General features: G+C 64.0%; 9 protein-coding genes. 4 read left to right on the forward strand and 5 right to left on the reverse strand.

The features are described 5' to 3' along the window. Positions 1-409 precede the first annotated feature (409 nt). From QMX78_RS07865 to gloA, 4 genes are all read left to right on the forward strand, one after another. The gene (locus QMX78_RS07865) at positions 410-2,209 is read left to right on the forward strand and encodes a copper resistance system multicopper oxidase (RefSeq protein ID WP_282268197.1); all 1,800 of its coding nucleotides are present in this window, start codon (positions 410-412) and stop codon (positions 2,207-2,209) included. Further along, positions 2,206-3,222 carry a copper resistance protein B gene (locus QMX78_RS07870; RefSeq protein WP_282268198.1) on the forward strand — a complete coding sequence of 339 codons (1,017 nt, stop codon included), beginning with the start codon at positions 2,206-2,208 and terminating at the stop codon, positions 3,220-3,222. The genes QMX78_RS07865 and QMX78_RS07870 overlap by 4 nt, the downstream gene beginning before the upstream one ends. Before the next feature lie 60 nt (positions 3,223-3,282). Next, the gene (locus QMX78_RS07875; protein WP_282268200.1) at positions 3,283-3,810 is read left to right on the forward strand and encodes a DUF411 domain-containing protein; all 528 of its coding nucleotides are present in this window, start codon (positions 3,283-3,285) and stop codon (positions 3,808-3,810) included. Between the two features lie 72 nt (positions 3,811-3,882). Further along, positions 3,883-4,410 carry a lactoylglutathione lyase gene (gloA, locus tag QMX78_RS07880; protein WP_282268201.1) on the forward strand — a complete coding sequence of 176 codons (528 nt, stop codon included), beginning with the start codon at positions 3,883-3,885 and terminating at the stop codon, positions 4,408-4,410. A 190-nt stretch (positions 4,411-4,600) separates the two neighbouring features. Here gloA and QMX78_RS07885 read toward each other — a convergent pair whose 3' ends face one another. The 5 genes from QMX78_RS07885 to QMX78_RS07905 all read right to left on the reverse strand — a co-directional run bounded on the left by QMX78_RS07885 (position 4,601) and on the right by QMX78_RS07905 (position 13,961). Then, positions 4,601-5,944 (reverse strand): pitrilysin family protein, encoded by a 1,344-nt coding sequence (locus QMX78_RS07885; RefSeq protein WP_282268204.1) that lies wholly within the window; start codon positions 5,942-5,944, stop codon positions 4,601-4,603. Then, positions 5,941-7,299, reverse strand: coding sequence for a pitrilysin family protein (locus tag QMX78_RS07890; protein ID WP_282268206.1), 1,359 nt, complete (start codon positions 7,297-7,299; stop codon positions 5,941-5,943). Before QMX78_RS07890 ends, QMX78_RS07885 begins: the two co-directional genes overlap by 4 nt. A gap of 55 nt (positions 7,300-7,354) precedes the next feature. Continuing rightward, positions 7,355-9,475 carry a thioredoxin family protein gene (locus QMX78_RS07895; protein ID WP_282268208.1) on the reverse strand — a complete coding sequence of 707 codons (2,121 nt, stop codon included), beginning with the start codon at positions 9,473-9,475 and terminating at the stop codon, positions 7,355-7,357. Next, complete coding sequence (locus QMX78_RS07900) at positions 9,459-10,718, reverse strand: TlpA disulfide reductase family protein (RefSeq protein WP_282268210.1); 1,260 nt, start codon at positions 10,716-10,718, stop codon at positions 9,459-9,461. Before QMX78_RS07900 ends, QMX78_RS07895 begins: the two co-directional genes overlap by 17 nt. Before the next feature lie 78 nt (positions 10,719-10,796). Then, positions 10,797-13,961 carry a TonB-dependent receptor gene (locus QMX78_RS07905; RefSeq protein ID WP_282268212.1) on the reverse strand — a complete coding sequence of 1,055 codons (3,165 nt, stop codon included), beginning with the start codon at positions 13,959-13,961 and terminating at the stop codon, positions 10,797-10,799. Positions 13,962-14,046 lie beyond the last annotated feature (85 nt).

Raw genomic sequence — 14,046 nt, forward strand, 5'->3', positions numbered from 1 at the left:
CCCATCCCCCAGCCCGCGGGGGGCGCCCCAAACCGGGGGGGGGGGGCGCTTTTGGGTCCCAAACCCCCACCCCCACCCCGGTTTTGCGCATGATTGCTGCCAGGACGAACAGGCCAGTACACCCTGTGCCAGCGGTGACCATTGCGACTGCCAGCAGCATTGCAACATGCTGCCCAGCGTCACGATGACCAGGCTTGCCCCGATGCGCCATGTGTTGGCGCCAATGCCCGCACTCCCCTCTCGCGGCGACGTGGCCCCGGGCGAGCTCAACCGCCCTCCCATCGCCTGATTCCCGCGCCTTCTGGCGTCCGCAGATATCTGCGCCAAGGCGATCGCCCTGGTGCACCCTTGATCTGTTCAGGACATGCAGCAACGCATCGTGATGCGGCTGTGTGACCGGGAGTTCCACATGTCTTCTGATTTCCTTTCCGATTCGCGCTCGGTACTGTCGCGACGTCGCTTCGTGCAGGGCCTGGCGATTGGCGGCGTGGTTGCCGGTGCCGGCCTGGCGCGCATTCCGCAGGCCTTCGCCGCCGGCAGCGCCATGGCGGTACCGCCGGTTGAGTTGCGCGGCACCGAGCTGAGCCTTGCGATTGGCCGCTCGGCGGTCAACTTCACCGGCCGTACCCGCCCTGCCATCACCGTCAATGGTTCGTTGCCGGCGCCTATCCTGCGCCTGCGTGAGGGCGACACGGTCAACCTGCGCGTGGCCAATACGCTAACCGACGAGATGACCTCCATCCATTGGCACGGCATCCTGCTGCCGGCCAACATGGACGGCGTACCGGGGCTGAGTTTCAACGGCATTGCGCCGGGTGAGGCCTACCAGTACCGGTTCCAGCTCAAGCAGTCCGGTACCTACTGGTATCACAGCCATTCGCTGTTCCAGGAACAGGCCGGTCTGTACGGCGCGCTGATCGTCGATCCGCTGGCACCACCGCCGTATCACTTCGACCGCGAACACGTGGTCATGCTGTCGGACTGGACCGACATGGATCCGGATGCGCTGTTCCGGCGCATGAAGAAGATGCCGATGCATGACAACACCTACCAGCGCACGGTGGGTGACTTCATGCGCGACGCCCGCAAGGATGGCCTGCGCGAGACGCTCAGCGACCGTGGCATGTGGGGCCGGATGCGGATGACGCCTTCCGACATCTCCGACATCAATGCCCACAGCTACACTTACCTGATGAACGGCACCGCGCCGGCCGGCAATTGGACCGGCCTGTTCCGCAGTGGCGAAAAGGTGCTGCTGCGTTTCATCAACGGCTCGGCGATGACCTACTTCGATGTGCGCATCCCCGGCCTGAAGATGACCGTGGTCGCCGCCGATGGCCAGTACATCCATCCGGTCAGCATCGACGAGTTCCGCATTGCCCCGGCCGAGACCTTCGACGTGATCGTCGAACCGACCGGCCAGGACGCCTTCACCCTGTTTGCGCAGGACATGGGCCGCACCGGCTACGCCTGCGGCACGCTGGCAACCCGGCAAGGCCTGCAGGCACCGGTTCCGCAGATTGATCCACGTCCACTGCTGACCATGAGCGATATGGGCCACGACATGGGCGGCCATGGCGATCATGCCGGCATGGAAGGTGGCTGCGGCGCCAATATGGGCATGAAGGGCATGGAGGGCGGTTGTGGTGCTGCAATGGGGCATGGTTCCCATGGCCGCGACAAATCGCCCAAACACAAGCCCAGCGAAGCCGGTAACCCGCTGATCGACATGCAGACCGCAGCCACCGAGCCCAAGCTCGACGACCCCGGCATCGGCCTGCGTGACAACGGCCGCAAGGTGCTGACCTATGGCGCGATGCGCTCCTTGTTCGAGGACCCGGATGGGCGTGAGCCGGGCCGCGAGATCGAACTGCATCTCACCGGCCACATGGAGAAGTTCGCCTGGAACTTCGACGGCATTCCGTTTGCCGGCGCCGAGCCCATCAAGTTGAACTACGGCGAGCGCATGCGCATCGTGCTGGTCAACGACACGATGATGCAGCACCCGATCCACCTGCACGGCGTGTGGAGTGACCTCGAGAGCGCCGACGGCGAGTTCCAGCTGCGCAAGCACACCATCGACATGCCGCCGGGTACACGCCGCAGTTACCGCGTGCGTGCAGACGCCTTGGGACGCTGGGCCTTCCACTGCCATCTGCTGTACCACATGGAAGCGGGCATGATGCGCGAAGTGAGGATCGACGCATGAAGACTCTCTCTCACTCGCTGCTGTTCATCACCCTGGCCGCCAGCGGCAGCGCCTTCGCGCAGGACCCGCATGCGGGCCATGCAGGGCACACCGCTGAAGCAAAGCCGGCCGTGGATCCCCATGCCGGGCACAATATGCCCATGGCCAAGGCTGCTGATCCACACGCGGGCCATGCCATGCCGAAGGCAGAGGATCACTCCAGCCACGGCGCGACCACTGACCCGCACGCCGGCCATGCCATGCCGGCGGATCCGCATGCTGGCCACAACATGCAGGGCAGCAGTGCCAGCGACACGCCACGCGAACCGATCCCAACGCCGACCAAGCAGGACTTCGACGATGCCTTCCCGGTATTGAAGCCGCATGCGATGGAGCACGCACCGTCGTTCCACAGCCTGGTGGTGTTCGATCACCTGGAAGCCTGGGACAATGCCCATGGCAGCGGCCAGGCCTGGGGCATCGATTCCTGGTTCGGCAACGACATCAACCGCCTATGGATCCGCAGTGAAGGCGAGCGCAACGAGAACGCGCTCGGCGACTGGTCGGTGGATGCACTGTACGGGCATTCGATCTCACCGTGGTGGGACGTGGTGGCCGGTGCGCGACATGACAACAGCCGCGAATCACCGGATCTGACCCGCGCGGCCTTCGGCCTGCAGGGCATATCGCCGTACAAGTTCGAAGTGTCGGCGATGGCCTACATCGGCGGACCGCGCAAGGCCGAGTTGGCTGTAGAAGCTGAATACGATGTACTGCTGACCAACCGGCTTATCCTGCAGCCGCTGGTCGAAGCCAGCATCGTTGCCGATGACGATCCGCGTCGCGGTATCGGCAAGGGCTTGAGCAGCGTGGAAGCAGGCCTGCGCCTGCGCTACGAGTTCACCCGCAAGTTCGCACCGTATGTGGGCTTCGTGCACGAACGCGCGTTCGGCGATACCGCCGACCTGCATCGTGATGCCGGCGAAGGTGTCAGCGAATCACGCTGGGTTGCCGGCGTGCGCTTCTGGTTCTGAGCCAAATGGGCGAGGTGAACCAAGCCTCGCCCAACTCCCCTGCAGACACATGGAGATCCCATGAACATGTTCCAATCAAAATCAGTGTTGGCAGGCATCTGCCTGCTGGCTTCGTCGTTGCTGATCAGCGCCTGTACCGCTGCACCCGCAGCAGTCACTGCCAATGCACCCGCGCAGCAGTCACAGCCAGCAACCAGCAAAAACCCGGCGCTGTCGACAATGCAGGTGTACAAGGACCCCAACTGCGGCTGTTGCAGTGGTTGGATCCAGCACATGCGCGCCGCCGGCTTCAGCGTGGAGTCGCATGACACCACCGACATGCTGTCGATCAAGCAACGACTGGGCATCACCGACAACATGATGTCCTGCCATACCGCCGAGATCGACGGCTACGTGATCGAGGGCCATGTACCAGTTGCCGATATCCAGCGCCTGCTCAAGGATCGCCCGAAGGCACGCGGCCTGGTGCTGCCGGGCATGCCGGTCGGCTCGCCCGGCATGGAGTCGCCGGATGGCTACAGCCAGGCGTTCACCGTGATGCTGCTGGCTGAGGATGGCAGCTTGCAGCCCTACGCTTCGCACCCGTAACAGCACCCGGGGGGTGCGGCGCTCAGCCGCCGCACCTAGAATTGGGCATCCCCTCCCCCCAAGGAATGCCCCATGTCACTACAAACACTCGGCCAGAACGCTGGTGTCGCCGCCCAGGTCCCAGCCGAAACCAACGGCTTCGTGTTCAACCACACGATGCTACGGGTCAAGGACATCCGCGCCTCGCTGGATTTCTATACGCGCGTGCTCGGCTTCCAGTTGATCGACCAGCGTGATTTCGCCGAAGCACAGTTCAGCCTGTACTTCCTGGCCTATGTGCCGGCCGGTGTACAGGTGCCGCAGGACGATGCCGAGCGCCGCCTGTGGATGGCCGGCATTCCCGGTGTGCTGGAACTCACCCACAACCATGGCACCGAGAACCAGGAAGGCCCGGTCTACCACGACGGCAACAGCGACCCGCGCGGCTTCGGCCACATCTGCGTGTCGGTGCCGGAACTGGAAGCAGCCTGTGCGCGTTTCGAGGAGCTGGGCGTGCCGTTCCAGAAGCGCCTGAGCGATGGCCGCATGAAGAGCCTGGCCTTCATCAAGGACCCGGATGGTTATTGGGTTGAGATCATTTCCAACAGCGTGCGTGCCTGATACGAACGTGGCGCGTTGCTTACCCGGGCTACGGGGCTATGCGAGGCGAGATCTGAGAGCCCTCCTGTGCGCCAATCCCGGGTGCGCTTCGCTTACCCGGGCTACGGGAACACAGGTTGCATCGCAATGAACAACAAACGCCGGCGTAAGCCGGCGTTTGCTGGTGTCGAACCACTTGGCAGAATTCGACTTACTTGCTGAAAGTACCGGCCTTGACCAGCACCATCTTCTGCGGGTCCACGTACTTGCGGATCGCACCATTGACCTGCTCCAGCGTCACCGACTGGATCGCCTGCGGGTAGTTGTCCAGCCATGCCAGGCCAACACCGCGTTCAACCGTGCCGATGATCGCCGCCGACATGCCGTCGGTATTGCCCAGGCCGACCTGGTAGCTGCCGACCATCGCCTGCTTGCGTGCATCCAGTTCTTCGGCGGTGATGCCGTCCTTCCACCAGCGCTGCAGTTCGCGGCGGGTGCTGGCGATGCCCTTGTCCATCAGCTCCGGTGCAAACGTGGTGCTGATGCCCAGGCCGCCGTCCATGTAGTCGCTGCCCAGCAGGTTGCCGCCGATGCCGTAGGTCAGGCCTTCCTTCGCGCGCACCGCTGCCATGAGCCGGCCGGTGAAGCCCGAACCCAACACATCCACGCCCACCGTCATCGGCAGGTAGTCGGCATCGGTGTAGCGCAGGCCGGTCGACTGGCCCAGGAACACGCTGACGCTGGCCTTGTCCTTCATCGCGATGTTGTGCTCGGCGGCCTTGGCCGGCAGCCGTGCTGGTGCGTCGCGTAGATAGTCGACGCCCCCACTCCAGCCGTTGAAGCCGTGTGCAACTGCGGTCTCGATCGCCTTTGCATCGACGTCACCGGCAAACACCAGGGTCATGTGCGCCGGGCCGTAATACCTCGCGTGGAAGGCCTTGATCTGCTCCAGCGTCACCTGCGGCACGGCCTTGAGCATGGCTTCGCGCGCCACCGGTGCGTTGATGCTGGCGGCCGGGAAGATGCCCAGCATCATGGTTTCGCGGGCCATCGTGCCGGGGTTGTCGCTGGCCTGGCGCAGTGCCGCTTCCAGCTGCACCTTGGCCTTGGCCAGCTCATCGGCGGTGAAGGCCGGCTGACGCAGCTGCTCGGCGAGCAGGTCGAGCACGATTGGCAGGTCCTGCTTCAGGCTCTTGCCGTAGATGCCGATGCGCGCGGCGCTGGGGCTGAAGGACAGCTGTGCACCGATGCCGTCCAGCGTATCGGAGATGGCGAACTTGTCGCGGCGGGTGGTGCCGGCTTCCAGCAGCATCGCGGTCAGCGTCGGCACCGCCGGGTTGTCGGCCCTGGCGGCGAGGAAGGCATCACCCAACGGCATCGAGCCGGTGAAGGTGACCACGTCCTTGACCCCCATCGGGTAGACGATCAGGTCGATGCCGGCGGCCTTGGCGTGCACGGCGGTGTCGGCCACGCCGGCCTGTGCGGCGAATGCGGCAAGGCTGGACAATGCAGCCAGTGCCAACGGAATCAGTCGAATGCGTTTTGCGTTGTTCACTTGCTGCTCTCCGGCACGAACCAGCCAACCGTGCTCTGCTCTGCGGTGAAATACGTGCCGGCGACGCGCTGCACGTCGGCCGGGGTGACCTTCTCAAGATCCTTCAAGGCGCTGGAATACAGGGTCCAATCGCCCATCGCGATGAATTCGTTGAGCGCATCGGCGGCCTGGTCGGTGCCATCGCGGCGATAGGCTTCCTCGGCGCGGTACGGGCCGAGCACGCGCTTGATCTCCTCGACGCTGACGCCGTCGCGGGCCACCTTGGCGATCTCGTCGCGGACGATCTTTTCGATCTCTTCGTGCTTGCTGTCCGGGGCCAGCGCCACGCTCAGCATGAACAGGCTGGGATCGCGCTGCTGGTACATGCCGCCCGATACCGCCACCGCCTTGCTGGTGTCCACCAACGCACGCTGCAGGCGGGCGCTGCGGCCGCCCTGCAACACCAGCTCCAGCACGTTCAGTGCCGGGATGTCCTTGTCCAGGCCCGCCGGGGCCTTGTACGCCATCATCACCGTGCCGGTTTCACCAGCACGACGCAGCGTCACCCGACGCTCGCCCTGCTGCTCCGGCTCGGTGGTGTAGACCTCGGGAATGGCATGCGGCGAACGCGGCACCTTGCCGAACTTGTCGCCGATGCTGGACAGTACCTTGGCGCTGTCGATATCGCCGACCACGGTGACAGTGGCGTTGTTCGGCCAGTAGAAGGTGTCGTAGAACGCGCGCAGCTTCTCGATGGACACCTTCTCGATATCGCTGCGCCAGCCGATCACCGGATGGTGGTACGGATGTGCGCTGAAGGCAGTGGCCCACATCAGCTTCATCAAGGCGCCGTTGGGATTGTTTTCGTTGCGCTCGTACTCGTTGCGCACCACGGTCATTTCGCTCTGGCGGTCCTTCTCGCGCAACAGCAGACCGCGCATGCGGTCGGCTTCGATGACGATGTAACCGTCCAGCGCAGCCGGTGGCAGCGTGGCGTAGTAGTTCGTGCGGTCCAGCGAGGTGGTGGCGTTGAAGCCGGCACCGACGCGGTCCAGGTAGGTGTCGACGTTGTTTGCGCCATCGAAGTTGGTGCTGCCCATGAACATAAGATGCTCGAGCAGGTGGGTGCCGCCGGTAGTGCCGGTCACTTCATTGCGTGAACCGACCCGGTAGGTCATCTGGAAAGTCACCACCGGTGCAGCGTGATTGGGCAGCAGCAGGACGCTCAAACCATTGGCGTCGAGCCGGTACTCATCGATGCCATCGGCGGATTTGACGTAGGTGAAGCCATTGACCTTGACCGGCTCGGCCGAGGCAGCAGCAGCTGCCATCAAGCCCAGCGCAAGGCCGGCGCACAACAGGCGTTGCGAAATCATGCGTTGAGTTCTCTCTAGATGCGCCCGGAAGCGCGGGGAAAGTCGGGGCGGGAGTTCAATCCCGTCCTGGTGGGGTAGCGTTTTCCAGCGCGGAGAGCACGATCTCCGGCGTGAGTACCTCGGGCAGTTCGCGCGGTGCGCCGCCACCGGCCGGATAGGCCAGGTTGAACGGCACCGCGCTGCGGTTCCAACGTTCCAGCTCGGCGGTGATCAGCGGGTCGGCATTGGTCCAGTCGGCCTTCAGCGCGACCACTTCGTTGTCGCGGAAGTAGTCATTCACCCGCGCTGCAGCGAACACCACCTTTTTGTTGACCTGACAGGTGGCGCACCAGCGCGCGGTGAAATCGACATAGATCGGGCGGCCCTCGGCCTGCAGCTGCTTCACGCGTTCGCTGCTCCAGGCCTCCCATTGCAGGGCTTCAGGCGCTGGTGCACGCGGCCAGCCGAACAGCACGGCCGCGACCAACACCAGCACACCAGCCGCCACACTGAGATTGGCGCGGCTACCGCGGGCACCGGGACGGGTGCCACGGCCGTACAGCCACAGACCGAAGCCCAACAGTGACAGCGCCAGCAAGGCATTGAGCAGGGCCGCTTCGTGCAACTGCCCGGCCAGCACCCACAGCAGATAGCCGACGGTGGCATACAGCGGGAAGGCCATCAGCTGCTTGAAGGTTTCCATCCACGCACCCGGGCGCGGCAACAGTTTGACCAGCGATGGGAATACCGACAGCAGCAGATACGGCAGTGCCAGACCCAACGCGATGGCGGTGAACACCAGGAACGACTGTGCGGTCGGCAGTGCCAACGCCGCGCCCAAGGCCGGTGCCAGGAACGGCGCGCTGCACGGCGTTGCCACCACGGTGGCGAGCATGCCGCTGAAGAAGCTGCCGGCCACGCCGCTGCGCGTCTGCAGGCGGGAGCCGACGCTGGTGGCACGCATGCCTACCTCAAATACACCACTGAGGTTCATCGCGAACGCCAGCATCACCAGTGTCAGCACGAAAACGAACGGTGCCGACTGCAGCTGGAAGCCCCAGCCCAGTTGCTGTCCGCTTTCGCGCAGCACCGCCAGCATGCCCGCCAGCGCCCAGAACGAGAGCAGCACACCGGCGGTGAACGACAGCGCGTGCAGGCTGACTTTGCGCCTGTCATTGCCGGCCTGCTCGATGAAGCCAACCACCTTCAGGCCAAGCACCGGGAACACGCAGGGCATCAGGTTGAGGATGAGCCCACCCAATACCGCGAACAGCAGCACCAACAGCGACAGCTGCGCACCATCATTGCCTGCATCTGAAGCCGGTGCCGCACCCAGGTCGGCCGTGCTGACCAAGGCAGTCGCCTCGGCCTCGGCCACGAACGGCAGCTCGATGCTGACACCGCGATAGATGCCTTGCGCGTCGGTATAAGCCAGCACACCGCGCAGCGCTGCATCGGCCGGCATGCTCTCGGCGGGATGCAGCGGCAGCTTCAGCAAGGCGCGCGCACCGCGATTGCCGATGGTCTGCGGCACCTTGTAGGAGACGAACTCGTCGGCCGGGAAAAAGTGCAGCTCCGCGATATCGGCCGGTGCAGCCACGCGCAGGGTCAGGTCGCCCTGCTCGCGGGTCGCCGCCAGCTGCCAACCTTCGCTGGAACCTGGCATCGGCAACGCCGCCAACGCCGCCTGCACACCGGCATCGGGCTGTGGCGGATCGGCACTGACCTGCACACTCAGACTGACTGCCGCCTTGCCCGGGATACACACGGTCTCACACATCAGCCAACGGGCCTGCGCCTTCAGCTCGACCGCGCTACCCGGCTTCAGGTCAGCAGGGGCGATCAGCCGCACCGGCAGATACGACAGCCCTTCGTAACCGTGGCCGGTGATGTTGCCTTCGCGGTCGCGCACAAGGATCGGCGTCGGCCACAGGATCGCCTCGGCCGTCCAGCCCGGTGGCAGCTCCCACATCAGCTTGGTCGGCAGGCCGGTGCCTGCGTTCTTCCAGAAGCTGTGCCAATGCGGATCGTGCTGCATGCGCAGGGCCAGTTGCAGCGGCTGCCCAGGCTGCACCGAGCGCTGCGCGGCTACCAGCTCGGCCTGCACCTGCGCCAGCACGCTGCCAGGCAGCAGCACGCCGAGCAGCAGCAATGCGCTCAGCGCGGCGCGGCGGATGACATCAACGTGCAGGCGCATCTTCAACCTTCTTGATCTGCGCGCGCACTGCGCGCTCGACGTCCCACTCGCGCATGCCGACACCGACGATGGTGCCGTCACCGGCGATCAGGTAGTTCTGCGGCAACTGCACCACGCCATAGGTCTGCGCGGCCTTGTCCTCGAAGCCCGGCGCCTGCAGGTTGATCCAGGGTAGATCGTTGCTGCCGCCTTCTTCCTGCATGGCCTTGGTCCAGTCCGCCTTGTCTTCATCCAGTGACACAGCGTAGATCTCAAAGCCGTGCGCGTGGAACTCGCGATAGACCTTCAGAAGGTGCGGGAATTCACCACGGCAAGGGCCGCACCAAGAGGCCCAGAAATCCAGCAGCACCAGCTTGTTGCGTGCCAGCACTTCGGACAGTTTGACCATCTTGCCGTCAACACCGACCGCTTCGATGTCGGCATAGGGCTTGCCCGGGCCGAACTTCTCGGCCAGCTGCTGGGTCTTGGCGTAATCGGCGGCAGCCTGCTCCATCTGCACGATCAAAGGATGTGCGCCGAGCTCCTGCTTGTAGCTGGCCAGCAACTGCGCCCGGCGGGCCACGTCGTAGCGCTTCCAATCGTAGTTCTCGCTCAGCACCAGCAGCTTGAGCAGCGCCGGCTCGGCACCATCGAGGATGACCGCGTCGTAGTCATTCCTGACCTTGGTCAAGGCAGCGAACGGCGCAGCAACCGATTCACGCGCAGCCTTCATCGCCGCTTCGTCGTTCTCATCCACGCCATCGAAGGCCTTGCGATTGGCTTCGCGGTTGGCCTTGTAGGCAGCTACATAGGCGGGATCCTGCAGATAGCCATAGACACGCTCGGTCAGGCTGCCGCCCTTGGCCACCGGGCCCAGTTCGCCGCTTTCGATGCGTAGCTCACCCGGCTCCAGCACCAGCTTCACCGAGCCTTGATTGCCCACCATCAGTACCGCCGGTACGGCCTGCTTGACCTCACCACTGAGCACGAACGTGCCACTCTGCGCGGTGGCCGTGGCCACCGGCACGACATGCAGCGGATCAGTCGCTTCCGACGGCACCAGCAGCTTGAGTTCGGTACCGTCGGCCAGCCCCGGCAGCGTGCCGCGGATGCTGTAAGCACCGCTGCTTGCGGGTGTGGCCGCTGCGTGCGGATCAGCGCTGTCCGGCGGGGTTGGCGATGGGCTGCAGGCTGCGAGACCGAGTGCAGTGACGACCGCGCTGGCCAGCAGGCAGGCGCGGGCGGTGTTGGCGATGGCTTTCATGGATTTCCTTGCAATGGATGCGGCGCGCCGCCGACGAGGGATCGGCGCACCGCGTTGTTACGGAGCAACTGCTTGGCGTCAGAACTCTTTTTTGATGTCCAGATAGAGCACGCGGCCGCGGATGTTCACGCGGTTGGAGACGAAGCCGGACAGGTTGTCGACGAAGGGATAGTCGCGATCGAACATGTTCTGCACGCCCATGCGCGCGGTCACCCCACCCAACCAGCCATCACGCTGATGCTTGCGATAGCCGATCTGTGCATCGAAGGTGGTATAGGACGCCGAACGTGTACGCGGATTTTCATTGGGGATGAAATCGTTGTAATCGGTGGCCGTGGCCGACAGCGGATACAGCACGCGGTGCGTAGCGCTGTAATGGCTGCCCAGCGACGCGAACCACGTGTTTCCTTCCCAGCCGACGAACAGGTCACCGGCCCACTTGCTCGGACCCAGCTCACTGTCCGCATAGCTCAACGTCGGCATTGATGCCAGCGACCGCGAGGTCAGTTCCAGCGTGCGCACGGCATTAAGCTCGATGCGCCAATCACCCCAGTCATTGCCGAAGTAATAGCTGGCGGTGGTATCGACGCTGCGCGAGCGCCGGCCGAGGAAGTTGATCGCACGGTTGTCCCACAACATCACCCCGTTCTCGCCCAGGGTGAAGGTCCCTTCGGGCATCTTGCTGATGTCCTTGAAGATCTCCGAATAGGTCAGCCCCGACAGCGGATCACCGATGTAGTTGTCGAAAGTGGTGCGGTTATAGGTGGCCGACAGCTGCAGGCCGGTGGCGAATCCCGGCACCCAGTCGAATCCATAGGTAACCACACTGGCCACCTGCGGTTTCAGGTTCACGTTGGGGCCGCTGAGTGCGACGATCTGGGTGACGCCATCCGGCAATTGCCCACCGTTGAACAGCACCCGTGAGGTGTAGTCGTCCATGATCAGCTGGCCGAACTGCTGCTGGGCTTGCGGTACCAGGAAGGACTCGCCCCAGGTTGCGCGCAGGCGCAGCTGATCGATCGGCTTCCAGGCCAGCCGTGCCAGCGGACTGGTGCGACTGAAGCTGCGTGACACCACGCTATCGCTGCCGGTGATGCCACCGGTGCCGTCATTGTTGACGCCGGTCAGCTGCTCGACGTCAAAGCCACCGAGTTCACCGAGCCCGGCCGACCAATCACGCAGCGCGCTGTCGCCACGCTGGTCGAAGCGCTCGTAGCGGGCGGCAACGGTCAGGCTCAGCAGCTTGGCCAGCGGCTGATCCTTCAACAGCGGGATGCCGATTTCGGTGAACAGCGCCTCGGATTTTCCAGTGCTTTCCGAATTCAGGCGTTCGCCGAGATTGCTCTCGTAGTTGTAGCGCTGCTCCCGGTGCTGTGCACCAAATGCCGCTTCGATCTTGCCCGCGGGCAGCTGGAACAGCTCACCGCGGGTCAGCAGGTCGACGGTATTGGCACGCGACTGGAAGCGATAGACATGGCGCTCGACCAGGCTCTGCAGCAGCTCGCGGTTGCGCGCGACGATGGCATCGTTGCTGCCGTCGCCAAACACGTTCAAGCCATTGAGCAATTCCAGCGTGCGCGCATAGCCATCGGCGCCCATCGAGCCGGTCAGGTCCATCAAGGCGGTGGTGGTGCCCTTCTCGCGGCCTATGCTGTACGTCGCCTCGTAATCCCAGCCCTTGGCAAAGGGCAGCTTGCCGTTGATACCGACATGCGCGTCGCTGTTGGTCTGCTTCTGGTCTTCGCTCAGGTTCATGCCTTCGAACTCACGTTCGAACGAATAACCGACCAGTACGTCGCTACCGAAGTTGTTGTATGGATTGCTCTCGGGAACGTAGGTGTTGTAACCGTCCTCGAAGATGCTGAAGTCGAACAGCGTCGGCCGCCAATTCTCCTTGTTGACCTGGCGCACATGGCTGATGCCGTAGTTCAGCTGGGTGGTTTCGCCAAGATCGTGCAGGCCACTGATGCGGACATAGCGGTTGTCGACCTTGGGGCCGATGCGGCTGCGCTCATAGGTCGACGGTGCGGTGGCCGGGTCATAGGCGAGCAGGCTGTCCGGATCCAGCGCGGTGCCATCCTGGCCGCCGGGAATCACGCCGAGCGCCTCGCCCATGAAGTGGTAATCGATGCCGAAATCCAAGGACTCATAGACCACGCCGGGCTGGCCCTTGTTGCGGGTACGGCCGTTGACGCCGCCTCGGTCGCTGAAGTCGCCGCGGCCGTTCGGGCCAACATGGATCAGGCTGGTGACATCCGAAGGCAAGCTGCGCTCAAGCCCGACCGCAGCAGTGACGTGACCGCTGCCATAGCCAAAGGTGCGGGCCAGGTCCAACCGCGATACATCGGCACCGGTGCTGGAGTTTTCATGCCGCAGCTGCGCGGTGGTGCCGTCGTAGGACTTCTTCAGCACGATGTTGATCACGCCGGCCACGGCGTCGGAGCCATAGATGGCGCTGGCGCCATCGCTGAGCACTTCGATGCGCTCGATCTGCGACACCGGGATCGAGGAAATATCGGTATAGGCGCCCTGCGCCTGTGCCGACCCACTACGGCGACGGCCATCAACCAGGATCAGCGTGGAGCGGCTGCCCAGGCCACGCAGGTTCGCACCAGACGAGCCCAGCCCGGACACACCATCGCCATACGTGCTGCCGAACTCCTTCTCACCCAGCGCGCGAGAGGCGCTGGTGCGGTTGGAGAAGTTCTGCGGCAGGTTGCGCAGCACATCCTCGATCGAAGCATAACCGCGGCTTTCGATCAGCTGCGAATCAATCACGATCAGCGGCGAGGCTGGATCGATGTTCTTCAGGTAGGTACCGGTGACATTGATTGTCTCCAGCGTTTCAGCGCTACCTCCGTCCTGTTCAACCACGTCGCCTGCACTGCTGCGCGGACGGATGGCGACCGTTTTCGCGTTGATGAACTCATGCGTGTACGCAGTGGGTGCAAGCAGCTGTTGTAGAGCCGTCGCCGCGCCCATCTGGCCGCTGACCACGCCGCTCTGCTCGCCGCCGCCTGCATTGCCGGCGTAGACCACCTGCAGGCCAGATTGCTCGGCAAACAGCTCAAGTGCCGACGCCAGTGATTGCGCAGGAACATCAAACGTGAACACCGCTGCATCGGCCGCCGCAGCCGCGGCAGGTGCCGACTGTGCCACCGCCACATTGCCGGTGCCGACCAGCAGCGCTAGCGCCACCGCCTTCACCAACGCGTGCTTATGAAGAATAGTGCTGGACCCCATGGATAATTCGCCCCCGAAAGACATCGAATGGTTACCGAGCAACCGGAGCCGCCTTGCGCGGAACCAGCCTCTTGTTACATCCGTG

The organism is Stenotrophomonas sp. PS02298 (assembly GCF_029959445.1).
GTDB lineage: Bacteria > Pseudomonadota > Gammaproteobacteria > Xanthomonadales > Xanthomonadaceae > Stenotrophomonas.